Genomic DNA, 24,140 nt, shown 5'->3' on the forward strand with positions numbered 1-24,140 from the left:
CCGCGTCCGGCGGCACCGTGCGGGGTCAGATTCTCCTGCGTCGGCCTTAAAGCGGCGCGCGCCGCTGCTGAAGGGCGTTTCATTCCCTGCCAAGGTAAATTGCCCGTAAAGGCGCTTTGCTTATGCATGCCGACTCCTTATCGTTCAGCCTCCTCAAAGTAGAAGCCCACCCGCACAATGGTCGATCATTCAATGCAGTCCCCAGGTCCCCGTAAATCGCGTCGCTGGCTGTTCGGCCTGTTGATGGTGCTGGTTGTCGCCGTGTTGTGCTGGTGGTTCTGGCCGACCAAGAAAACCCCGGAAAATGGCGCGGCCTCCACAGCTGCCAGCGCCGGGCGCAACGCAAGCGCTCCGCGGCCCGGCTTCGGTGGCTCGGCCGAGCCCACTCCGGTGCGTGTCGCCGAGGTGATCACCGGCGACTTCCCGGTGTATTACAAAGCCCTGGGTACGGTGACAGCGACCAACACCGTGAATGTGCGCAGCCGTGTCGCAGGCGAACTGATCAAGGTCAACTTCCAGGAAGGGCAGCGAGTCAAGGCCGGCGACCTGCTGGCCGAAATCGACCCGCGCAGCTATGAAATCGCCCTGCAGCAAGCCCAGGGTACTCTGGCGCAGAACCAGGCACAGCTGAAGAACGCGCAGATCGACCTGCAGCGTTACAAGGGCCTGTTCGCCGAAGACAGCATTGCCCGCCAGACCCTGGACACCCAGCAGGCATTGGTCGGCCAATACCAGGGGACGATCCAGACCAACCAGGCGGCGGTCAACGACGCCAAGCTCAACCTGGACTTCACCCGCATCCGCGCGCCCATTGCCGGCCGTCTGGGCTTGCGCCAGCTGGACATCGGCAACCTGGTGGCCGCCAACGACACCAATGCGCTGGTGGTGATCACCCAGGTGCAGCCGATCACCGTGGCCTTCACCCTGCCTGAAAGCCAGCTCACCCCGGTGCTGGCGCGCTATCGCAGCGGCGCGAAACTGGCAGTGGAGGCCTGGGACCGAGGCGACACGCGCAAACAAGCCACCGGTGTGCTCGGCAGCCTGGACAACCAGATCGACACCACCACCGGGACGCTGAAGTTCAAGGCCCGCTTCGAGAACCAGGACGAAGCCCTGTTCCCCAACCAGTTCGTGAACGTGCGGTTGCTGTCCGATACCCTCAAAGGCGTGGTACTGGCGCCCTCGGCGGCCGTTCAGTACGGCGTCGACGGCACCTTCGTCTACGCCATGGATGGCAACGACAAGGTCAAGATCCGTCAGCTCAAGGTGGGCGCCACCGATGGCACCAACACCGTAGTGGAACAAGGCCTGGCGCGTGGCGACCGGGTGGTGCTCGAAGGCACCGACCGCCTGCGCGACGGCAGCCGTGTCGAAGTGGTCGATGACAGCGCCAAGGTACCGACCTCGCCTGGGCAGCATCTGCAGGGGCAGGACGGCGCCGCCGTTCCTGGTGCGACGGGCAAGACCGGGGCATGAATATCTCGCGGCTGTTCATCCTGCGCCCTGTCGCAACGACGCTGACCATGCTCGCCATCGTTCTGGCAGGCGTGCTTGCCTATCGCTTGCTGCCGGTGTCGGCCCTGCCGCAGGTCGATTACCCGACGATCCGGGTGATGACGCTCTATCCCGGCGCCAGCCCGCAGGTGATGACCAGCGCAGTCACCGCGCCGCTCGAACGCCAGTTCGGGCAGATGCCCGGCCTGACCCAGATGGCCTCGACCAGCTCGGGCGGCGCGTCGGTGCTGACCCTGCGTTTCAGCCTGGAAATCAACATGGACGTCGCCGAGCAGCAGGTGCAGGCGGCGATCAATGCGGCGAGCAACCTGTTGCCATCCGATCTGCCCGCGCCGCCGGTGTACAACAAGGTCAACCCGGCCGACACCCCGGTGCTGACCATTGCCATCAGCTCCAAGACGATGCCGCTGCCCAAGCTCAACGACCTGGTCGATACGCGCATGGCGCAGAAGATCGCCCAGATCAGCGGCGTGGGCATGGTCAGCATTGCCGGGGGACAGCGCCAGGCGGTGCGCATCAAGGTCAACCCCGAAGCGCTGGCCGCCAATGGCCTGAACCTGTCCGACGTGCGCACGTTGATCGGCGCCTCCAACGTCAATCAGCCCAAGGGTAACTTCGATGGCCCCACGCGGGTGTCGATGCTCGACGCCAACGACCAGCTGCGCTCCCCCGAGGAGTACGCCAATCTGATCCTCGCGTACAACAACGGCGGTCCGCTGCGCCTGCGCGACGTCGCGCAGATCGTCGATGGCGCCGAGAACGAGCGGCTGGCCGCCTGGGCCAATCAGAACCAGGCCGTATTGCTCAACATCCAGCGCCAGCCGGGCGCCAACGTCATCGACGTGGTCGACCGGATCAAGGCACTGCTGCCGACGATCACCGACACCATGCCGGCCGGGCTCGACGTCACGGTGCTGACCGACCGCACCCAGACCATCCGCGCCTCGGTCACCGACGTGCAGCACGAACTGCTCATCGCCATCGCCCTGGTGGTGATGGTCACCTTCCTGTTCCTGCGTCGCTTCAGCGCCACCTTGATCCCGTCCATCGCCGTGCCGCTGTCGCTGGTGGGCACCTTCGGCGTGATGTACCTGGCCGGGTTCTCGATCAACAACCTGACGCTGATGGCGCTGACCGTGGCCACCGGCTTCGTGGTCGACGACGCCATCGTCATGCTGGAAAACATCTCGCGCCACATCGAAGAAGGCGAGACGCCGATGCAGGCCGCGCTCAAGGGCGCGCGGCAGATCAGCTTCACCCTGTTGTCGCTGACGTTCTCGTTGATCGCGGTGCTGATCCCGCTGCTGTTCATGGCCGATGTGGTAGGGCGGCTGTTCCGCGAATTCGCCATTACCCTGGCGGTGGCCATCCTCATCTCCCTGGTGGTCTCGCTGACCTTGACGCCGATGATGTGCGCGCGCCTGCTCAAGCGCGAACCGAAGGAAGAGGAACAGGGCCGCTTCTACAAGGCCAGCGGTGCCTGGATCGACTGGTTGATCGCGCGCTACGCGGGCGGCCTGCGCTGGGTCCTGCGCCACCAGCCGCTGACCCTGCTGGTGGCGGTGGCCACCCTGGGCCTGACGGTGCTGCTGTACCTGGTGGTGCCCAAGGGGTTTTTCCCGGTGCAGGACACTGGGGTCATCCAGGGCATTTCCGAAGCCCCGCAATCCATTTCCTTCCAGGCCATGAGCGAACGCCAGCAAGCCCTGGCCAAGATCATCCTGCAGGATCCAGCCGTCTCCAGCCTGTCTTCGTACATCGGCGTGGACGGCGACAACGCCACGCTCAACAGCGGCCGGCTGCTGATCAACCTCAAACCCCACGGCGAGCGCGACCTCACGGCCAGTCAGATCATCGCGCGCCTGCAGCCGGAGGTCGACAAACTGCTGGGCATGCGTCTGTTCATGCAGCCCGTGCAGGACCTGACCATCGAAGACCGGGTCAGCCGCACCCAGTACCAGTTCAGCCTGTCGTCGCCGGACGCCGATCTGCTCGCCACCTGGAGCGCACGCCTGGTGGACGCCCTGAAGCAGCGCCCCGAGCTCACCGATGTGGCCAGCGACCTGCAGGACAAAGGCTTGCAGGTGTACCTGGTGATCGACCGCGATGCCGCCAAGCGGGTCGGAGTGGACGTCGCCGATATCACCGATGCGCTGTACGACGCCTTCGGCCAACGGCAGATCTCCACCATCTACACCCAGTCCAGCCAGTACCGAGTGGTGCTGCAGGCCACCGATGCCAGCACTTTGGGGCCGCAGGCGCTGGAGCAGATCTACGTCAAGGCCAGTGTCAACGGCACCGGTACCACCAACCAGACCGCCGACAGCGACACCACGGCGACCAGTGGCACCCAGGTGCGTCTGTCGAGCCTGGCGCACATCGAACAGCGCCAGGCGCAGTTGGCGATCGCGCACATCGGTCAGTTTCCGGCGGTGATGATGTCGTTCAATCTGGCCGAGGGCGTGGCCCTGGGCAAGGCGGTCGACGTGATCGAGCAGGTGCAGCGCGACATCGGCATGCCACTGGGCGTGCAGACCCAGTTCCAGGGTGCGGCGGAGGCTTTCCAGGCGTCGCCGCAGAGCACCTTGCTGCTGGTGCTGGCGGCCATCGTCACCATGTACATCGTGCTGGGTGTGCTCTACGAGAGCTACATCCACCCCATCACGATTCTTTCGACCCTGCCTTCGGCGGCGGTGGGGGCCCTGTTGGCGTTGCTCATCAGCGGTAATGACCTGGGCATGATCGCCATCATCGGCATCATCCTGTTGATCGGCATCGTCAAGAAAAACGCGATCATGATGATCGACTTCGCCCTGGAAGCCGAACGCAACCAGGGCCTGGATCCGGAAACCGCGATCTATCAGGCCGCGCTGCTGCGCTTCCGACCGATCCTGATGACTACCATGGCCGCGCTGTTCGGTGCGGTACCGCTGATGCTGGCCAGCGGCTCGGGTGCGGAGCTGCGTCAGCCACTGGGGCTGGTGATGGTCGGCGGGCTGCTGGTCAGTCAGGTGTTGACGCTGTTCACCACCCCGGTCATTTACCTGTACTTCGACCGTCTGGGGCGGCGTTGGGGACGCCAGCCGGCCGCCGTGGAACAGGCTGAATCATGAACCTGTCCGGACCTTTCATCCGTCGCCCGGTGGCGACCTTCCTGATGAGCGTGGCGATCATGCTGCTGGGCGGGGTCAGCTTCAGCCTGCTGCCGGTGTCGCCGCTGCCCAGCATGGACTTTCCGGTCATCGTGGTCTCGGCCAACCTGTCCGGTGCCAGCCCCGAGGTCATGGCCTCGACCGTGGCCACGCCCCTGGAACGCTCGTTCGGCGCCATCCCGGGCGTGACCACCATGAGCAGCCGGTCGAGCCAGGGTTCGACCCGGGTCATTCTCCAGTTCGACCTCGACCGCGACATCAACGGTGCGGCCCGTGAAGTGCAGGCAGCGATCAACGCCTCGCGCAACCTGTTGCCCAGCGGTATGCGCAGCATGCCGACCTACAAGAAGATCAACCCTTCGCAAGCCCCGGTCATGGTTCTGTCGCTGACCTCCAACGTACTGGAGAAGGGCAAGCTCTATGACCTGGCCTCGACCATCCTGTCGCAGAGCCTGTCCCAGGTGCCTGGGGTAGGAGAGGTGCAGATCGGCGGCAGCTCGCTGCCCGCCGTGCGCATCGAGCTCGAACCGCAGTTGCTTAACCAGTACAACGTCTCGCTCGATGACGTGCGCACGGCCATCGACGGCACCAATGTGCGCCGACCCATCGGTTTCGTCGAGGACGGCGAGCGCCAGTGGCAGGTGCAGGCCAACGATCAACTGGACAAGGCCGACGACTACAAGCCACTGATCATTCGCTATCAGGACGGATCGGTGCTGCGCCTGAGCGATGTGGCCAAGGTCACCGATGGTGTGGAAGATCGCTACAACAGTGGGTTTTACAACGACAACTCCGCCGTGCTGCTGGTGATCAACCGCCAGGCTGGCGCTAACATCATCCAGACCGTCAGCCAGATCAAGGAACAGCTGCCGGCCCTGGAAGCGCTGTTGCCCGAAAGTGTCGAGCTGAACATCGCCATGGATCGTTCGCCGGTGATCACTGCCACCCTGCACGAGGCCGAGATGACGCTGCTCATCGCCGTGGTGCTGGTGGTATTGGTGGTGTTTCTGTTTCTGGGCAATTTTCGCGCCTCGCTGATTCCCACCCTGGCCGTTCCGGTGTCGCTGGTCGGCACGTTCGCGATCATGTACCTGTGGGGTTTCTCGCTCAACAACCTGTCCTTGATGGCCCTGATCCTGGCGACCGGGCTGGTGGTGGACGACGCCATCGTGGTGCTCGAGAACATCTCCCGGCATATCGACGACGGCGTGCCGCCGCTGCGCGCCGCCTACCTGGGCACTCAGGAAGTGGGCTTCACCCTGCTGTCGATGAACGTCTCGCTGGTAGCGGTGTTCCTCTCGATCCTGTTCATCGGCGGCATCATCGAGAGCCTGTTCCGCGAGTTCTCGATCACCCTGGCCGTGGCCATCGTGGTTTCGCTGTTCGTTTCCCTGACCCTGACCCCGATGCTCTGCGCACGCTGGTTGAAGCCGCATCGGCCCGAACACGACAACCGCTTGCAGCGCCTGAGCAACCGCATCAATCAGCGCATGGTGGCCGGCTACGACCGCAGCCTGGGCTGGGTCTTGCGTCATCGTCGACTGACCCTGCTCAGCCTGTTGCTGACCATCGTCGGCAACGTGGCACTGTACGTGGTGGTGCCCAAGACGTTCATGCCGCAGCAGGACACCGGCCAATTGATCGGCTTCGTGCGCGGCGATGATGGCCTGTCGTTCTCGGTCATGCAGCCGAAGATGGAAACCTACCGCCGCGCGTTGCTCGCCGATCCTGCGGTCGACAGCGTGGCCGGTTTCATTGGCGGCAACAACGGCAGCAACAACGCCACCATTCTGGTGCGCCTGAAACCGATCGAAGTGCGCAAGATCAACGCGCAGCAGGTGATCGAACGGCTGCGCAAGGAGCTGCCCAAGGTACCCGGCGGCCGCCTGATGCTGATGGCCGATCAGGACCTGCAGTTCGGCGGCGCACGCGAGCAGAGCACCTCGCAGTATTCGTACATCATCCAGAGCGGTGATCTGTCGGCCTTGCGCACCTGGTACCCGAAAATCGTCGCGGCGTTCCGCGCACTGCCGGAATTGACCGCCATCGATGCGCGTGAAGGGCGCGGTGCCGCGCAGGTGACGCTGATCGTCGACCGCGACAAGGCCAAGCGCCTGGGCATCGACATGAGTACCGTGACTTCGGTGCTCAACAACGCCTACAGCCAGCGGCAGATTTCCACCATCTACGACAGCCTCAACCAGTACAAGGTGGTGATGGAAATCAACCCCAGGTACGCCCAAGACCCGATCACCCTGGAGCAGGTGCAGGTGATCACCATGGACAACAAGCGCGTGCCGCTGTCGAGCATTGCCCACTACGAAAACAGCCTGGCCGATGACAGCGTCAGCCATGAAGGGCAGTTCGCCTCGGAGAGCATCTCCTTCGACCTGGCCAACGGGGTGACCCTGGACGTCGCCACGCCGCTGATCGAGCGGGCCCTGGTGCGGGTCGGCCTGCCCGAGGACATCATCGTCAAGGTCGCCGGCACCGGCGATGCCTTCGCAGCGGCGCAGAAAAGCCAGCCGTTCATGATTCTCGGTGCGCTGGTCGCGGTCTATCTGGTGCTTGGCATCCTGTACGAGAGCTACATTCATCCGCTGACCATTCTTTCGACCTTGCCCTCGGCGGGGGTGGGCGCGCTGCTGAGCATCTACCTCACCGGTGGGCAATTCAGCCTGATCTCGTTGCTGGGCCTGTTCCTGTTGATCGGCGTGGTGAAAAAGAACGCCATCATGATGATCGACCTGGCGCTGCAGCTCGAGCGCAACGAAGGACTGGGCCCGGCCGAGTCGATCCGTCGCGCCTGTCTGCTGCGCCTGCGCCCCATCCTGATGACGACCATGGCGGCCATTCTCGGCGCGCTGCCACTGATGTTCAGCACCGCCGCCGGTGCCGAAATGCGCCGGCCGCTGGGCCTGACCATCATCGGCGGCCTGGTGTTCAGCCAGATCCTCACGCTTTACACCACTCCGGTGGTCTACCTCTATCTGGACCGCCTGCGCCACCGCTTCAACACGTGGCGCGGCGTACGCACCGATGCCGCTCTGGACACTCCGCTATGACCGACTCCGTTTTTCCGCGCGTCTCGCGCCTTGCCAGTCTGGCGCTGTGCAGCCTGATGCTGGGCGCCTGCACCCTGGGCCCGGACTACCAGCGCCCGACGATCGCCACGCCGGTGGCATTCAAGCAGGCCGAGGGCTGGCGTCAGGCCAACCCCAGCGATGCCCTGGCGCGTGGCGCCTGGTGGGAACTGTATGGTGACCGCCAGCTCGATGCGCTGGTGGTCAGGCTCAACCGTTCCAACCAGACCGTCGCCCAGTACGAGGCGCAATACCGGCAGGCGCAGGCGCTGGTCCGCAGCACCCGCGGCGCGCTGTTTCCGACCGTCGATCTGAGCGCCGGCAAGACCCGCTCCAGCCAGGGTACCGGCAGCAGCGGCTCGAGCCTGAGCCAATCGAGCAGTGGTATCCGCGACACTTACAACACGCAACTTGGTGTGAGCTGGGAAGCCGACATCTGGGGCAAGCTGCGCCGCGGGCTGGAAGCCGATCGCGCCAGCGCCCAGGCCAGCCTGGCGGATCTGGCGGCGATGCGCTTGAGCCTGCAGTCGGAACTGGTGCAGAACTACCTGCAGTTGCGCGTGATCGATGAGCAGAAGCGCCTGCTCGAGGCGACTGTCCAGGCGTATCAGCGCTCCCTCGACCTGACTCAAAATCAATACCGCGCGGGTATTTCCGGCAAGGATGCGGTGTTCCTCGCGCAAACCCAGCTGAAGTCGACCCAGGCCGATCTGATCGATCTGGCCTGGCAGCGGGCACAGCTGGAGAACGCCATCGCCGTGCTGATCGGCATGGCGCCCTCCGAATTCAGCCTGGCCGCCAGTACCGACATTCCGCCGTTGCCGGCCATTCCCCTGGCGGTGCCGTCGCAACTGCTGGAGCGACGTCCCGACATCGCCGCCGCCGAGCGCTCGGTGATGGCCGCCAATGCTGAAATCGGCGTGGCCAAAACGGCCTATTTTCCCGACTTGACCCTGAGTCTGGCGGGCGGCTACAGCAGCAGCAGTTTCAGTAATTGGGTATCGTTGCCCAACCGCTTCTGGTCGGTCGGCCCGCAGTTGGCGATGACCCTGTTCGACGGTGGGCAGCGGGCGGCCGAAGTGGACCGCAGCGAGGCCGCCTATGACCAGACCGTCGCGCAGTATCGGCAGACGGTGCTCGATGGCTTTCGCGAAGTGGAAGACTACATGAGCCAGTTGAAAGTCTTCGATGAAGAGGCCTCGGTGCGCAACGAAGCGCTGCAGGCGGCGCGAGAGTCGTTGCGACTGACATCCAACCAATACAAAGCCGGGCTAATTGGCTATCTTGATGTAGTCAACGTGCAGGCCACGGCGTTGAGCAACGAACGCAGCGTATTGACGTTGATGCAGAGTCGGCTGGTCGCCAGTGTGCAGTTGATCGCGGCGCTGGGCGGCGGCTGGCAGGAACCGGCACAATAGCGGGTTTGCCACGCGCCTGCCCGTAGCAGCGCACGCCGCGTCAACGGTGGGCGCCTTTCATCGGATTCACCGCAGCGTCCGTGACGCGGCTTGCGCCGCTGCTACAGGATTGCTGCGCAGTGTCACATCACTCCTGAAACTCCGCACGCCTTGGTCGAGATATCGATGTTGATTGGTACCTATTCTTCCGCTCTTGTCGTCGTATCGCTGTGTGTCGCCATTCTGGCGTCGTACACCGCGCTTGATCTGGTCGGACGTATTGCCACGGCGCAGGGCCGGGCTGTCTATCTATGGATGAGCGGCGGGGCGCTGGCCATGGGCATCGGCGTGTGGTCGATGCATTTCATCGGCATGCTCGCTTTCGAACTGCCGATCCAGCTGGGCTATGACCTCGGCCTCACGGCGGCTTCGCTGCTCATCGCCGTGCTCAGTTCTGGCTTTGCCTTGTGGCTGGTCAGCCAGCCGCAGCTGCCGGGGCCGCAACTGGCCGTTGGCGCCCTGATCATGGGCGCCGGTATCAGCAGCATGCACTACACCGGCATGGCTGCGCTGCAGATGCAGCCAGGCATCGTCTACGACCCTGCGTTGTTCATCGCGTCGCTGGCGATTGCCGCCGGCGCTTCCGGCGCGGCGTTGTGGATCGCCTTCCGCCTGCGCCGCAACCGTCCGAACGTGCGCCTGGCCCGGGCGGGCGCGTCGGTGGTAATGGGCATCGCCATCGTCGGCATGCACTACACCGGCATGGCTGCGGCCGAATTCCCGGCGGGCAGCGTCTGCGGCGGTGCCCTGAACGGCCTGACCGGCGACGGCCTCGACTATTTGGTGCTGGTGACAACCCTGGCGGTGCTGGGGATGACCCTGCTGACGTCGGTACTGGACGCGCGCATGGAGTCGCGTACCTCGGCGCTGGCCAACTCATTGACCCTGGCGAACCAGGAACTGACTCAGCTGGCGCTGCACGACAACCTGACCGGGCTGCCCAACCGCATACTGCTGGCCGATCGCATTGGCCAGGCGATCAGCCAGGTCGATGCCGTCGGCGGCTACCTGGCGGTGATGTTCATCGATCTGGATGGTTTCAAGCCCGTCAACGACGCCTTCGGCCATCACATGGGCGACCAGTTGCTGCGCGCCGTGGGCTCGCGCCTGCGCGGCGGGCTGCATGGCCAGGATACCCTGGCGCGGATCGGCGGCGACGAGTTCGTATTGCTGGTGAGCCTGGAAGAACCGGCCTATGCCAAGGGTATCGCCGCGCAGCAGGTGCATCTTATCGGCCAGTCGTTCGAGGTGGCAGGGCACACATTGCAGATTTCAGCGAGCATCGGTATTGCCCTGTACCCAGGCAACGGAGTCGACCAAAGCGAGTTGCTGATGAATGCCGACGCAGCCATGTACCACGCCAAGAGCATCGGCAAGAACGGCTACAGTTTCTTCGAAAGCTCGATGAACACCAATGCCCGCAAGCAACTGCAGCTGCTGCAGGAACTGCGCATGGCGCTCACCGAGCAGCAGTTGCGCCTGTTCTACCAGCCCAAGTTCGATGCCCGCAGCGGCGAGCCGATCGGCGCCGAGGCGTTGCTGCGCTGGCAGCACCCGCGAATGGGCCTGCTGGCGCCTGCCGCCTTCATCGATCTTGCGGAGAAAACCGGGCTGATCATCGACATCGGCAGCTGGGTGCTCGACGAAGCCTGTCGGCAGATGCGCGAGTGGGTCGACCAGGGCTTTGGGCACTGGCGCATCGCGGTCAATCTTTCCGCCCTGCAGTTCGGCCATGCCGGTCTGGTGCGCGGCGTGGCCAGCACTTTGGATCGGCACGGGCTCGACGCTGCCAACCTGACCCTGGAGATCACCGAGACCACGGCGATGAGCGACGCCGATGCCAGCATGAACGTGCTGCAGCAGCTCTCGGACATGGGGGTCGATCTGTCCATCGACGATTTCGGCACGGGTTATTCGAGCCTCATGTACCTCAAGCGGCTGCCCGCCAACGAGCTGAAGATCGACCGTGGTTTCGTCCGTGACCTGGAGCAGGACAGCGACGACGCCGCCATCGTGTCGGCGATCGTTGCCCTGGGTCAGGCGCTGGGCCTGCGGATCGTGGCCGAGGGGGTGGAGACCAGCAATCAACAGCAGTTTCTGACACGCTTGGGATGTGATTCCCTGCAGGGTTATCTGCTTGGCCATCCGCTTCCGGCCGAGCGTTTCATGCACGACATTCATGCGGCCAGGCATATCAAGAGCGCCAGCCGCGCCTGAACCCGGTCTTGGGAGACTACGGATTTCATGGAAAAAGTCATTGTCATCACAGGCGGCAGTCGGGGCATCGGCGCTGCGACTGCGCTGCTGGCGGCAAGCCAGGGCTATCGTGTCTGCATCAATTACCGCAGCGATGATGCAGCGGCCCGGGATGTGCTGCAGCAAGTGCGGGCGCTGGGCGTGCAGGCCATTGCGGTGCGTGCCGACGTCAGCCGCGAAGATGGCGTGTTCCGTTTGTTCAGTCAGGTGGATGCCGAGTTGGGCCGGGTCACTGCGCTGGTCAACAACGCGGCCACCAACGGGCCCAAGGCGCGGCTGGACGAGATGTCCGAGCAGCGCCTGCTCGGCGTGATGACGACCAACGTGCTGGGCCCCATGTTGTGCGCCAAGCACGCGGTAGGACGGATGTCGCGGCGCCACGGCGGCCAGGGTGGGGTGATCGTCAACGTGTCTTCGATCGCCGCTCGGTTGGGGTCTGCAGACGAGTACATCGACTACGCGGCGTCCAAGGGGGCCATCGACAGCTTCACCATCGGATTGGCCAAAGAAGTGGCCGGGGAGGGCATACGGGTCAACGCGGTTCGCCCCGGGATGATTTTCACCGACTTCCATGCCCTGTGCGGCGAGCCCGGAAGGGTCACCCGCAAGGAAGGTGCCGTGCCCATGGGCCGCGGTGGTCAGCCCGAGGAAATCGCGCAGGCAATCATGTGGTTGGTGAGCGACCAGGCCAGCTACACCACCGGCGCCCTGTTGGATGTCGGCGGCGGCCTGTAATCCCTCCTGTGGGAGCGGTCATCGGCCGCGAAGGGGCTGGCGCCGTACGCCTGACACACCGCAGTGTCTGGTTCGCGGCCACGGACCGCTCCTACGGAGATTGCGCTTACCCCTCCTGTGGGAGCGGTCATCGGCCGCGAAGGGGCTGGCACCGTATACCTGACACACCGCGGCGCCTGGTTCGCGGCCACGGACCGCTCCTACAGAGATTGCGCTGGAGCGGTCATCGCGGCGGCCGGCAAGGACGCAAAGGGGATTGCGACACAAAGATTTGCCGTAAACGTCAGGGCCGTTCGCGGGGCTTGCCATTAGATGGCCATAAGCTCGAAGATGTACGCCGTTGGTTTTCTGGCATGGAGCGTCTATGAGTTCCGATTCCCCGACCTTTGCCGCGCTTGGCAAGGGCTCCACGCCCATGCTCGAGGCAGCATCGCTGGAAGCGATTCTGCAGCAGGCCCGTGAATGGCCCCACAGCACTGCGTGGGCGTGGTACCGGGCGGGCGAGCAGCTGCATCTCGAAGGCCAGGGCGACCTGCAGCGGCACTGGCCCCTGGTGCTGGCCAACCATGAGCTGCAGCGCTTCTGTGAAAGCTGCGGCCTGCAGCTATGGCCCACCGGCCAGGGCGAAGCGGTACTTGGCTGGCTGATGGCCCCTGTGCACGTCTCCCATGATGGCGCCCTGGCCGACCTCGCCGCCGCTATCGGCCTTCAGGTGCAAACCGACGCTCTGGCCCGCGCGCAGATCACCCAACGCGTACTCTACGAAATCACCTACCTGGCCAGCTCCACTCGCGATCGCGGGATTTTCCTGGTGGGTGTGCACAAGCTCCTGGCCACCCTGATCGATGCCGAGAACTTCTACCTGGCGCTCTACGATGCGCAAAGCGGCAAGATCACCTATCCCTATTACGTGGACGTGATTGACGTAGAGGCGCTGGAAGCAGAGAACTACGAGTACCTGACTCCCGAGCATTTGTCCCTGACCGGCCAGGTACTGACCAGCGGCCAGCCACTGCTGATCGACGCCAAGGGTATCGCCCTGGCGGGGCGGCAGGGGCGTTTTCATTGCGTAGGGCACATTCCAGAATTCTGGATGGGTTCGCCCCTCAAGAACGCCCGCGACGAAGTGTTCGGCATGATCGCCATGCAGGTCTACGACGTCCAGCGGGCGTACAGCGCTGAAGACCGGGCGCTGTTCCTGGTCGTCGCCCGCCACGTTGCCATGGCGCTGGACCGTATCCTGCATCGTGCCGACCTGGAGGAAACGGTGTCGCGCCGTACCCAGGAATTGTCCCAGCTCAACGCCGCCCTGCGCCTGGAAGTCTCCGAGCGCAAGCGTGCCGAGCACCTGCAGGTCGCGCTGTTCCAGATCGCCGAGCTGTCGAGCAAGCCGGGCGAAATCGACGGCCTCTATCACAGCCTGCACGTCATCGTCGGCGACTTGCTGTACGCACGCAATTTCTACATTGCGATCTTCGACGGGGACAGCGGCGAAGTCAGCTTTCCCTATTACGTCGATGAACAGCTCGCCGGTCGCCCGCAGCCGCGCCGCGGTCGGCGTGGCCTGACCGAGTTCGTGATTCGCCAGCGCTGCGCCTGCCTGATCGACTTCGACGCTGCGACGCGGCTGATGATCCAGGGTGAAATCGAAGACAGCCGCGAGCCGATCCGCTCGCAATCCTGGCTCGGCGTTCCGCTGTTCGACGATGATCGCGTGCGCGGCGTACTGGTGGTGCAGAGCTACGCCAGCGACGTGCACTACACCCTGCGCGACCAGGACCTGCTGACGTTCGTCTCGCGCCACATCGACACCGCGCTGTCGCGCCGCAGCGCCGCCGAGGCCATCTATGAAGCGAACCTGCGGCTGGAAGCGCGGGTCCAGAGTAGAACCCGCGAGCTTGACCATGCCAACGCCAAGCTGCAGTACGAAAATGCCCACGATGCACTGACTGGGCTGCCCAATCGCATTCACCTGCAACAGCGTCTGGCCCAGGCTTGGGACCAGTACTGCACCGATGGCCGTGAACTGGTGGTGATGTTCATCGACCTGGACCGTTTCAAGATGGTCAACGACAGTTTTGGCCACCACTTCGGCGACCAGTTGCTCAGGGAAGCCGGCGCTCGTCTGCGCGGCTGCCTGCGTGAGCACGACCTGCTGGCCCGCCTGGGTGGCGACGAGTTCGCCGTGCTGGCGCCGGATTCGAACCTGGAAGCTGCGGTGGAGATGGCCGAGCGCATTCTGGTGGCATTTGACCGGCCTTTTTTCATCAATGCCCACGAAGTGTTTTCCTCGTGCAGCATCGGTATCGTCGGCGCCGACAGTCAGTTCCACAGCGAGCCGGCCGATCTGCTGCGTGACGCCGACAAAGCGATGTACCGGGTGAAGAATGCCGGTCGCGACAGCTATGCGGTGTTCAACCAGGCATTGCGCCGCGAAGTCTCCGACCAGGTAGAGCAGGAGGGCGCCCTGCGCAACGCGCTAAAGCGCAGCGATGAACTGTTACCGTATTTCCAGCCCATCGTCGATGTACAGACCGGCGAGGTGCAGGCGCTGGAGGCCTTGATTCGCTGGCACCAGCCGGACGGGCGCATCGTTGCACCCGGACACTTCCTGCCCGCGCTAGAAGGCCTGCGGCTGATCGGTCGTCTCGACCTCTACATGTTGACGTGTGTGGCCGAGATTCTTGCGCAGCCCGCGCATGCGCACTGGCCCCCCGTGCATGTCAATTGCTCCAGCTACAGCATCACCCGCAGCGGGTTCGCCGACGAAGTGCTGGCCGTGCTCGCGCGCCATCAGGTAGCCGCCTCGCGAATCTGCCTGGAGCTGACCGAGGGCGCGCTGGTGGCCGAGCCGGCCATGGCGCAGCGAACCATGCAGCAGTTGGCCGAACACGGCATGAGCGTGGTGCTCGATGACTTCGGTGCAGGTTTCTCGTCGCTCAGCTACGTTCACCAATACCAATTCAACGGCTTGAAGATCGACAAGTCGTTCATTCTCGAGTTGACCAGCAGTGCTCGCAGCCGGGCCATCGTCCGTGCCATCGTGCGCATGGCCGAATCGCTAGGTTTGACGGTCGTCGCCGAAGGGGTAGAGGACCTTGCCACCTTGCAATTGTTACGCGAGATGGGCGCCTCTCAGGCCCAGGGCTATTACTTCGCCCGGCCCGCCGCGCTCCAGGACCTTGATCTGGCGGCGTGTCGCGGTGTGGTGACAGCGTCGTAGCGGCCGGGTGCTTCGCATGACGTATGATCGGCGAAATCGTTTCGAGAGATCACCCATGACCGATGTTGTTTCCAGGCACGCCGATGTAGTGATCATCGGTGGCGGCTTGAGCGGGACCCTGCTGGCGGTGCAGTTGCTCAGACAACCTCATGCACGGCAGATCGTCGTCATCGAGCCGCGCCCTGAACTGGGCCGCGGCGAGGCTTACAGTGCCACCGAGTTGGGGCATACCCTCAATGGCAACGCGGCGCGCATGAGCGTCGACCCCGACAATGCCGACGACTTGACCGAATGGCTCGCCGAGTTCATCGACAACGGCGGCTGGCCGCGTTCGTCCGAGCAGGCCCTGCCGGTGGCCGAGCTGTTCCCGCCGCGTGGCATCTTCGGGCTCTATGCCCAGCAACGCCTGGCCGAGGCGCGTGCCTTGGGTGCGCGGCACGGGTCCACGGCAGCGCATGTGCGCGCGCAGGCGATCGATCTGCAGACCCACGGCGAGCAGGTCGAGATCACCCTGGATAACGGGCAAACGTGGTACGGCCGGCAGGCAGTGCTCGCCACTGGCATGTTCCCCGCCGCGCGCACCGCCTTGAAAGCCCCAGGCGGGCTGAACGCTGCGGCTGTCGATCCGTGGGACGTGCAGGCCATGCGTGGCCTCGATCGCCAGGCCCGAGTGCTGATCATCGGCTCGGGACTGACCATGGTCGATGCCGTGGTCTCGCTCGAGCAGGCCGGCCATCGCGGGCCAATCACGGTGATTTCGCGGCACGGTCTGTGGCCTCATGTTCGTCGTCAGCCGCCGAGCTGGCCGGATTTCCTCGCGACCGCCGACGACTTGCGAAGCCCGCGTCAGCTCATGGCCGAGGTGCGCAGGCAATGCCGTCACGCGTTGCAGCAAGGCATCGACTGGCAGGCGCCGCTGGACACCGTGCGCGCGCACATAGCGCGGCTCTGGAGCCAGGCCAGCGAGCGCCAGAAGCGCCAGTTCGTGCGCCATGTACGGCCCTGGTGGGAGAGCCACCACCATCGGTCGCCACCGCCCAGCGACGCGCTGGTGCAGAGGCTGATCGGCGAGGGCCGACTGACCCTGCAGGCAGCCTGCTACCAGCGCACCGAAGGCACGACCCTGACGATCCGCCGCCGGGGCGAGCCGGAGTCGGTGCAACTGCACGGTGATGCGTTGATCAATTCCAGTGGCATCGAGTATGACTGGCGGCGAGTCGACAAGCCGTTGCCGCGCCAGCTTCTGGCACGTGGCTTGATCCGGCCGGGACCTTTGGCATTGGGTATAGAGGCCGACGTCGACGGGGCTGTGGTCGACACCCAGGGCCATGTCGCCGAACGACTGTTTGCCATGGGCCCGCCGTTGCGCGGCATGTGGTGGGAAAGTACCGCAGTCACTGACGTCGCCGCCCAGGCCAAACGCCTGGCGATGACGTTGATCGAGCGCAGCTGAAGCTGCATTGCACCGCCACACCGCGGCGCGCCCTTCGCGGCCGATGACCGCTCCCACAGGGATTGCGCTTACCCCCTTGTGGGAGCGGTCATCGGCCGCGAAGGGGCTGGCACCTTGCACCGGACACACCGCGGCGGCTGGTTCGCGGCCACGGACCGCTCCCACAGGGATTGCGCTTACCCCCTTGTGGGAGCGGTCATCGGCCGCGAAGCAGGCGCTGCGGTTTTGCAGACAGGCCAGTGCGTCATTCAGTCGTTGGGTTCGGTGGTATTGACGTACGGCGGCACCTTGGCCAGTGGCAGCGTGCGCGCTTGATCAGGCTGGATGCCTGGGCGCGATGGCAACGGCTCGAGCTTCTGTATCTCGCCGGTCTGCAGCGAGCGCTCGATGGCGGCCAGCACCCGCACGTCACGCCAACCTTCATCGCCATCCGCTTCGGGCTGGCGGTCTTCGAGGATGCACTGAGAGAAGTACTCCGTCTCGCCGCCGAACTGATCGACCACCGGGAAGGTATGAGCCTGCGTTTCGCCGTCGATGATCGCGCGATAGGCAATGGCGACGCCTTCACCGAAACCGAAGCAAGGCGATGCCTCGAACTCCCCCTTGGTACCGATCAACTGGAACCGCTCGGTTGCCGGCAGGCTGTAGCTGACGGTGAACGTAGCCTGACGCTGCTCGGAGAACCGCAGAGTCACACTGACGGTGTCTGGCGTGTTGATCGGCCGTCCGGGTGTCTGCGCGCCTACAGCATGCACTTCCAGCGGCTCGCCGCCGAACAGGTTGCGCACGGCATTGAGCGGGTAGGGCCCCATGTCCGCCGCTGGGCCCGCCCAGAAGCCGCTTTTCATCCGGTGGTTCTCGGCATCGGTATGTTGCGTGAAGGTGGCGGTAAACAGCCGTGGCTCACCGATATCGCCGCGGCGCACGCGCTGGACCATGTCCACGGTGCCCGGCTCGCAATGCAGACGGTAGGCGATCATCAGCTTGGCGTTGCCACGCTCGGCAGCCGCATTGATTGCCAAGCAGTCTTCCTCGCTGGCAGCCATGGGCTTTTCCAGCAGCACATGGATACCGGCTTCGAGCGCCGGGACGGCGAATTCGCGATGACGGAAGTTGGGCGTGGCCAGGTAAATCGCATCGATCTCGCCCGACGCCAGCAGTTCGGGAAACTGCTCGTAGCTGTAGCTCTTGAGGTCATACATCGCAGCCAGTTCATCGGCCTTGATCGGGTCGCCGGTCACCAGTGCAGTCATCACCGAATTGCTGGTCTGGTCCACACCGGGCATGAACGCACCTTGCGAAATCCAGCCACCGGCAACCACGGCGTAACGAATTTTTCCCTGAGCATCAGGCATGGGTCGGGCCTCCTTGTGTCACCAGGCGAAATGCGTGGCGTATAGGAAGTCGGCAAGCTGAGAGGGCAGGAGTTCCCGAAGATTGGGAAGAGGGGGGAGAAATCGAGATGGTGCGAGGTGCGGGAATCGAACCCGCACAACCAAAGGTCGTCAGATTTTAAGTCTGATGCGTCTACCAATTTCGCCAACCTCGCATAGTCGCGCATCATACTGATTAGGCTGAGAAATGTCATGCGCTAATGGTTCGATGGCGCGGCCTGCAAAACATGCACCCGCAGTGGCTAAAATCAATTTGCCATTAATGAACGTAAAGCCTACATGGCGCGTCCTAATTTGCTAAGGTGGTAGCCGATTGTAAGTTTTTCACATGCCACGGTTGGCGACCATGCAATGGCTTGCAGCACCGCGCTGATAGGCCGCCAGGAGATCCACTGTGACATCACGCGAGACTTCGGTCCTGCTCGCCGCTGCCATCGAGCAGTGCGCGAGCGAGCCCATACGTACGCCGGGCAGCATCCAGCCGCAGGGTTTCATGCTGGTGCTCGACGCCGCCGCCCAGCGTGTGCTGCAGGTCAGCGACAACGTCCGCCATTGGCTGCAGCTCGAGCCTGCGCACCTGCTGGAAACGCCGGTCGCCGACCTGATCGAGCGAGGTGCGGCGCTGTCGGCGCGCCTGGCCGCCTGGTCCGGGGAAGAACAGCAGCCATTTCATTTCGCCGATGTGCGCTTCGCCCAGGGCAGCCGTCGCCAGATTGCCACGGCGATGATGGTGCACCGCGTCGACGGGGTGATCGTCGCCGAGTTCGAGCCCGCTGCCGATGAGGCGGATGCCTATGGCGCCTTGTACCCAATGGTGCGGACGTTCATTGGCCAGTTGCACAACGCCCGGGACATTCTCGAGTTGTGCGAGCGCTCGGTGGTCGAGGTGAAGCGCGTGACCGGCTTCGGTCGGGTCAAGGCCTACAGTTTCGACGAGACGGGCAACGGCACCGTGCTGGCCGAGGCACGGGACGAGGGCTACCCCAGCTACCTGGGGCTATGCTTCCCGGCGTCCGATATTCCGCGTCAGGCCAGGGAGCTGTACTGCATCAACCGCATCCGGGTGATCGAAGATGCCAACTACCAGGCATCGCCGCTGATGCCGGCCGACAATCCCCTGACCGGCGAGCCGTTGGACCTCAGTCATGCAGCACTGCGCAGCGTTTCACCCGTGCACGTGCAGTACATGCGCAACATGCAGACGATGGCGTCGATGTCGATTTCCATCGTGGTCGACGGTCGGCTCTGGGGTCTGATCTCCTGTCACCACGACCAGCCTCATGCGGTCGGTTTTCAGACCCGTACCGCCTGTGAGCTGCTGGGCAGCGTCCTGTCGTTGCAGATCGAAACCAAAGCCATCCATGCGCAGCATGAGCGCATGTTGGAACTGCGTCGGCAGATCGTCCAGCTGCTTTCCGCCATGGCCGACAGCGACAGCGTGCGTGCCGGCCTGCTGGCGCTGCCCGATACCTTTCTGGGTTTCGCCCGCGCCAGTGGTGCGGCGATCATCGCCGAGGCGCGCTGTGAATTGCTGGGTGACACGCCCCCGCAGGCGCTGGTCGATGCGTTGGCAGTGTGGCTGGCCGAGCGCGGCGGGCAGGAGATATTCCACAGCGACAACGTCGGTCGAGACCTGCCCGAGCTGCCCGAACTGGCGCGTTACTGCGGCGGTGTGCTGGCCGTGGCCATTTCCGAGATCCATTCCCACTACCTGATCTGGTTCAAGCCCGAGCAAGCGCACACGGTGACCTGGGCGGGACGGGCAGAAAAAAGCCTGGACAGCGCCGGTGTGCTCAATCCACGCGCCAGCTTCGACAGCTGGAAACAGGAAGTCAGCGGCTTTTCCAGCCCCTGGGATGCACTCGAGATCGAAGGCGTTCACGAACTGCGCACTGCCGTGCTCGGCATCGTCCTGCGCAAGGCCGAAGAACTGGCGCAGTTGGCCGGCGAACTGAAGAAATCCAACAAGGAGCTCGAGGCGTTCTCGTACAGCGTGTCCCATGACCTGCGCGCACCGTTGCGCCACATTGCCGGGTACGCCGAACTGCTGACCGACTTCGATGGCCCCAAGCTGTCCGAGCGAGGCTTGCGTTTTCTCGAACACATCGGCGAGTCTGCGCGGTTTGCTGGCACCCTGGTCGACAACCTGCTGAGCTTTTCCCAGATGGGGCGTTCGGCCCTGCGTTTCACCGACGTCGACCTCAACGCGCTGGTCGAGTCCATCCGCCTGGAGATGCAGCCCGATTACGAAGGTCGCGATCTGCAATGGCAGGTGGCAGCACTGCCGCGCCTGGTGGCCGACGCCGCGTTCGTGCACCTGGCGCTGCGCAACCTGGTGTCCAATGCCATCAAGTACAGCCGCACCCGCGAGCATGCGGTGATCGAAGTCGGCGCCTACCAGCAGGACGCCGAGACGATCATCTTCGTGCGTGACAATGGTGTGGGCTTCGACATGGCCTACGCCGGCAAGCTGTTCGGGGTGTTCCAGCGCCTGCACCGCATGGAAGAGTTCGAAGGCACCGGCATTGGCCTGGCCAGTGTGCGCCGCATCATCGAACGACACGACGGCCGGGTGTGGGCCGAAGGCGCCCTGGATCAGGGCGCCACTTTCTACATGGCGTTGCCGCGACGTACACATTCCGCCGGCACGAATCTACCGAGGTAAGCGATGCTCAAACCTATTCTTCTGGTCGAGGACAATCCCAAAGACCTGGAGCTGACACTGGTGGCGCTGGAGCGCAGCCAACTGGCGAACGAAGTCATCGTCATGCGTGACGGTGCCGAAGCGCTCGACTATCTGCTGCGCCGTGGCAGTCATGCGGCGCGTGACGCGGGCAACCCGGCGGTGCTGCTGCTGGATCTCAAGCTGCCCAAGGTCGACGGGCTGGAAGTGCTCAAGGTGGTCCGCGAAACCGAACAGTTGCGCAGTATTCCCACGGTCATGCTGACCTCATCCAGGGAAGAACCGGATCTTGAACGGGCTTACTCACTTGGAGTGAACGCTTACGTGGTCAAGCCGGTCGAATTCAAGGAATTCGTGTCAGCCATTTCCGACCTGGGTATTTTCTGGGCGGTCTTGAACGAGCCGCCACCGGGTTCGTCACGAATCGTTCGTCGTCCCGGCTCCTGAGTCCTGCTCGCGCTGTGTGACGGTCGAGACCCAACCACACCCAGCGTGCCCCACCCAATGGCGCACGGATGGCGCAAAGCGCGCCACACTCCAGTCACGTATTCGGATCTCTATGCCGCCCAAGCCTTTGCAACTGCTGTTCGTGGAAGACAGCCCCCTCGATGCCGAACTGGCGCTGATGACCCTGGAGCGCGCAGGCGTGGCCGTCGAGTCGACCCTGGTGTTCAATCACCAGGGTGTGGAGCAGGCGCTGGCGGACGGTGCGTTCGACCTGATTCTGTGTGACTACATGCTGCCAGGCTCATCCGGCCCGCTGGTGCTGCAGGCAGCGCAGCGCCTAGCGCCAGTGACGCCGTTCATCTTCCTGTCAGGGGTCTACGGCGAAGAGCATGCGGTCGAAATGATGCGCCAAGGCGCCATCGACTATGTGCTCAAACAGAACCTGAGCCTGTTGCCTCGTGCCATCCAGCGCGCCATGGACGAAGTCCACGAGCGCCACCGTCGGCGCGACGCAGAGCGTTCCCTGCAGCACGCCGAAGTGCGCGCGCACATTGCCACCAATGCGGCGCGCATGGGTGTCTGGGACTATGCGCCGCCCAGCGACACGCTGTTGTGGGACGAACGCTGCCGGGCACTGTACGAGCTCGACCCCGCCACCGAGGTGAACCTGGCGCTGTTTCTCGACTACTGCCACGGCGAAGACCTGCCCGTGGTTCAGGAACGCATGACCGCGGCCCTGACGGTCGACGATGGGCGGTTGTTTCACATCGAGTATCGCGTGCGTTTGGCCAGCGGTACCCTGCGCTGGATTGCCAGCCATGGGCAGGCCTTCTTCGAAGACGGCGTGTGCGTGCGTTTCACCGGTGTCATCCAGGACATCACCGAGCAGAAGCAAGCGACCCAGGCCCTGGAACAACTCAACGAGATGCTCGGGGAGCGGGTGGTCAAGCGCACCCGTGAGCGCGACCGCACCTGGGAGCTGTCCCGCGAGTTGCTGGGGGTGATGCGCTTCGACATGTCGCCGGTGTCGCTCAACCCCGCATGGGAATCCACACTGGGCTGGACCCGTGAGCATCTGGGCAGCATCCAGCTGTGGGAGCTCATTCATCCCGACGATCTCGCCGCAACCCGCCGCGAGACCGAGAACATCGCCAACGGCAATGTCTCGACCCGCTTCGTCAACCGCATGCGCCATGCCAACGGAAACTACCGCTGGTTGTCCTGGACCATCGTCCCGGACGAAGGGCTGATGTATACCGCCGTGCGCGACATCACCGGTGAGCGTGAGGTGCTGGACGAACTGGCCGGTGCCAACCACCAGCTGCGCGAGCAGATCGACGAGCGCCAGCGCATCGAGGCCACGCTGCACCAGCTGCAGCGCCTGGAAGCGGTCGGCCAGCTGACGGCGGGTGTGGCGCACGACTTCAACAACCTGCTGACGGTGATCCTGGCCAGTACCACCTTCATCGCCCGCGATTTCGAGAAGGGCCGGACCGAACGTATCCAGGGTCGCCTGCAGAACATCAAGGAGGCGGGCGAGCGCGGCGCCAAGCTTACCGGTCAGTTACTGTCGTTCTCGCGCCGTCAGCGCCTCGAGCCGGTTGCAGTCAACCTCAACGGTACCGTCGAAGGCATGATCGAGCTGTTGCAGCGCACCCTGGGTGGCAGCATCTGGATCGAAACCGACACCGCCCCCGACCTGTGGAATGCGTTGGTGGATCCGACCCAGACCGAGATGATCATTCTCAACCTGGCGATCAACTCACGCGATGCCATGCCCGGGGGCGGCACCTTGCGCCTGTCCACGGCCAACGAAACAGTGAGCATGGCCGCGCAGCGTCCGGAAGACCCGGAGCCAGGCAACTACGTGGTGCTGTCGATCCAGGATTCGGGTACTGGCATGAGCCAGCAGGTGGTGGCCAAGGCCTTCGAGCCGTTCTTCACCACCAAGGAAGTGGGCAAGGGGTCAGGCTTGGGTCTGGCCCAGGTATTCGGCTTTGCCAAACAGTCGGGCGGTGGTGTGGCCATCATGACCTCGCCAGGCTACGGCACCACGGTAAAGGTCTACTTGCCGGGCGTTCCGGATCACCCCGTGGCGCACGCAGACGAGCCCGCCTATGTCGCTGCCGCTCATGACGAAAACGAGCGCCAGACCATCCTGCTGGTAGACGATGATCACGACGTGCGCGAAGTGACGGCGACCATGTTGCAGGGCCTCGGCTACAGTGTGATCGAGGCCGACAGTGCCGAGCAGGCGCTGAACAAGCTGGACCCCAGTGTCGACCTGGTGCTGACCGACTTCGCCATGCCAGGTACCAACGGCGGCGAGCTCGCGCATATGATCCGCCGCCGTCATCCGAGGTTGCCGATCGTGTTCGTGACCGGTTATGCCGAGCTCGAAGGTCTCGACGCCGAGCATTATCCCTTGGTACAGAAACCTTTTCGCGAGCAGGACCTGGCGAGCAAGCTCAGCGCTGCTTTCCGCGCCTAGCAACGCATAACGGATGCCGGCCGAATCAGCGGCCGGCCGTTTTGGGTACCATCGGCACGCCTGCCTTGATCCGCTCGTAGATCTCCTGGCGATGCACGGCCACATCCCGTGGCGCATCAATGCCCAGGCGAACCTGGCCGCCCTTGACGTCGATGATGGTGATACGAATATTGTCTTCGATAACGATGCTTTCGTCGGTATTGCGCGTCAATATCAGCATGATGAAATCCTTGCAATCGAGGGCTTTCGTT

Annotated in this window: 13 protein-coding genes and 1 tRNA gene; 11 read left to right on the top strand and 3 right to left on the bottom strand. The window is 64.0% G+C overall.

Annotation, left to right across the window (positions count from 1 at the left end; genetic code table 11):
- Positions 1-177 precede the first annotated feature (177 nt).
- The 8 genes from IFT98_RS13755 (at position 178) to IFT98_RS13790 (ending at position 16,874) form a co-directional block, all read left to right on the top strand.
- Positions 178-1,476 carry an MdtA/MuxA family multidrug efflux RND transporter periplasmic adaptor subunit gene (locus IFT98_RS13755; RefSeq protein ID WP_192049284.1) on the top strand — a complete coding sequence of 433 codons (1,299 nt, stop codon included), beginning with the start codon at positions 178-180 and terminating at the stop codon, positions 1,474-1,476.
- Positions 1,473-4,628 (top strand): MdtB/MuxB family multidrug efflux RND transporter permease subunit, encoded by a 3,156-nt coding sequence (locus tag IFT98_RS13760; protein WP_192049286.1) that lies wholly within the window; start codon positions 1,473-1,475, stop codon positions 4,626-4,628. Before IFT98_RS13755 ends, IFT98_RS13760 begins: the two co-directional genes overlap by 4 nt.
- On the top strand, positions 4,625-7,732 hold the full coding sequence (locus IFT98_RS13765; protein WP_192049288.1) for an efflux RND transporter permease subunit: 3,108 nt from the start codon (positions 4,625-4,627) through the stop codon (positions 7,730-7,732). Before IFT98_RS13760 ends, IFT98_RS13765 begins: the two co-directional genes overlap by 4 nt.
- Positions 7,729-9,168: an efflux transporter outer membrane subunit gene (locus tag IFT98_RS13770; RefSeq protein ID WP_192049290.1), complete on the top strand. Its 1,440-nt coding sequence runs from the start codon at positions 7,729-7,731 to the stop codon at positions 9,166-9,168. The genes IFT98_RS13765 and IFT98_RS13770 overlap by 4 nt, the downstream gene beginning before the upstream one ends.
- A gap of 165 nt (positions 9,169-9,333) precedes the next feature.
- Positions 9,334-11,424: a putative bifunctional diguanylate cyclase/phosphodiesterase gene (locus IFT98_RS13775; RefSeq protein WP_192049292.1), complete on the top strand. Its 2,091-nt coding sequence runs from the start codon at positions 9,334-9,336 to the stop codon at positions 11,422-11,424.
- 27 nt (positions 11,425-11,451) lie between these two features.
- Positions 11,452-12,198 carry an SDR family oxidoreductase gene (locus tag IFT98_RS13780; RefSeq protein ID WP_122796968.1) on the top strand — a complete coding sequence of 249 codons (747 nt, stop codon included), beginning with the start codon at positions 11,452-11,454 and terminating at the stop codon, positions 12,196-12,198.
- Positions 12,199-12,613: 415 nt separating this feature from the next.
- Positions 12,614-15,421, top strand: coding sequence for a bifunctional diguanylate cyclase/phosphodiesterase (locus IFT98_RS13785; protein ID WP_244650968.1), 2,808 nt, complete (start codon positions 12,614-12,616; stop codon positions 15,419-15,421).
- Between the two features lie 55 nt (positions 15,422-15,476).
- Positions 15,477-16,874: an FAD/NAD(P)-binding protein gene (locus IFT98_RS13790; RefSeq protein ID WP_192049296.1), complete on the top strand. Its 1,398-nt coding sequence runs from the start codon at positions 15,477-15,479 to the stop codon at positions 16,872-16,874.
- Between the two features lie 248 nt (positions 16,875-17,122).
- On the opposite strand, the gene IFT98_RS13795 is transcribed toward IFT98_RS13790, so the two are convergent.
- Positions 17,123-18,229 (bottom strand): Gfo/Idh/MocA family protein, encoded by a 1,107-nt coding sequence (locus IFT98_RS13795; protein ID WP_192049298.1) that lies wholly within the window; start codon positions 18,227-18,229, stop codon positions 17,123-17,125.
- A 108-nt stretch (positions 18,230-18,337) separates the two neighbouring features.
- Positions 18,338-18,423, bottom strand: a tRNA-Leu gene (locus tag IFT98_RS13800).
- A 239-nt stretch (positions 18,424-18,662) separates the two neighbouring features.
- On the opposite strand from IFT98_RS13800, the gene IFT98_RS13805 reads away from it, so the two are divergent.
- The 3 genes from IFT98_RS13805 (at position 18,663) to IFT98_RS13815 (ending at position 23,889) form a co-directional block, all read left to right on the top strand.
- On the top strand, positions 18,663-20,933 hold the full coding sequence (locus IFT98_RS13805) for an ATP-binding protein (protein WP_192049300.1): 2,271 nt from the start codon (positions 18,663-18,665) through the stop codon (positions 20,931-20,933).
- Positions 20,934-20,936: 3 nt separating this feature from the next.
- Complete coding sequence (locus IFT98_RS13810; protein WP_122477893.1) at positions 20,937-21,398, top strand: response regulator; 462 nt, start codon at positions 20,937-20,939, stop codon at positions 21,396-21,398.
- A 112-nt stretch (positions 21,399-21,510) separates the two neighbouring features.
- Positions 21,511-23,889, top strand: a complete 2,379-nt coding sequence (locus tag IFT98_RS13815) for a hybrid sensor histidine kinase/response regulator (protein WP_192049302.1) — start codon at positions 21,511-21,513, stop codon at positions 23,887-23,889.
- A 25-nt stretch (positions 23,890-23,914) separates the two neighbouring features.
- Here IFT98_RS13815 and csrA read toward each other — a convergent pair whose 3' ends face one another.
- Positions 23,915-24,109 (bottom strand): carbon storage regulator CsrA, encoded by a 195-nt coding sequence (gene csrA / locus IFT98_RS13820; protein WP_192049304.1) that lies wholly within the window; start codon positions 24,107-24,109, stop codon positions 23,915-23,917.
- Between the last annotated feature and the right edge of the window lie 31 nt (positions 24,110-24,140).

This window comes from Pseudomonas sp. CFBP 8770, assembly GCF_014841705.1.
Taxonomy (GTDB): Bacteria; Pseudomonadota; Gammaproteobacteria; order Pseudomonadales; family Pseudomonadaceae; genus Aquipseudomonas.

What these genes read in the sequence shown, in the direction of transcription:
- IFT98_RS13755 (WP_192049284.1), top strand. Translation starts at nt 178, where the DNA reads ATGGTCGATCATTCAATGCAGTCCCCAGGTCCCCGTAAATCGCGTCGC.
- IFT98_RS13760 (WP_192049286.1), top strand. Translation starts at nt 1,473, where the DNA reads ATGAATATCTCGCGGCTGTTCATCCTGCGCCCTGTCGCAACGACGCTG.
- IFT98_RS13765 (WP_192049288.1), top strand. Translation starts at nt 4,625, where the DNA reads ATGAACCTGTCCGGACCTTTCATCCGTCGCCCGGTGGCGACCTTCCTG.
- IFT98_RS13770 (WP_192049290.1), top strand. Translation starts at nt 7,729, where the DNA reads ATGACCGACTCCGTTTTTCCGCGCGTCTCGCGCCTTGCCAGTCTGGCG.
- IFT98_RS13775 (WP_192049292.1), top strand. Translation starts at nt 9,334, where the DNA reads ATGTTGATTGGTACCTATTCTTCCGCTCTTGTCGTCGTATCGCTGTGT.
- IFT98_RS13780 (WP_122796968.1), top strand. Translation starts at nt 11,452, where the DNA reads ATGGAAAAAGTCATTGTCATCACAGGCGGCAGTCGGGGCATCGGCGCT.
- IFT98_RS13785 (WP_244650968.1), top strand. Translation starts at nt 12,614, where the DNA reads ATGCTCGAGGCAGCATCGCTGGAAGCGATTCTGCAGCAGGCCCGTGAA.
- IFT98_RS13790 (WP_192049296.1), top strand. Translation starts at nt 15,477, where the DNA reads ATGACCGATGTTGTTTCCAGGCACGCCGATGTAGTGATCATCGGTGGC.
- IFT98_RS13795 (WP_192049298.1), bottom strand. Translation starts at nt 18,229, where the DNA reads ATGCCTGATGCTCAGGGAAAAATTCGTTACGCCGTGGTTGCCGGTGGC.
- IFT98_RS13810 (WP_122477893.1), top strand. Translation starts at nt 20,937, where the DNA reads ATGCTCAAACCTATTCTTCTGGTCGAGGACAATCCCAAAGACCTGGAG.
- IFT98_RS13815 (WP_192049302.1), top strand. Translation starts at nt 21,511, where the DNA reads ATGCCGCCCAAGCCTTTGCAACTGCTGTTCGTGGAAGACAGCCCCCTC.
- csrA (WP_192049304.1), bottom strand. Translation starts at nt 24,109, where the DNA reads ATGCTGATATTGACGCGCAATACCGACGAAAGCATCGTTATCGAAGAC.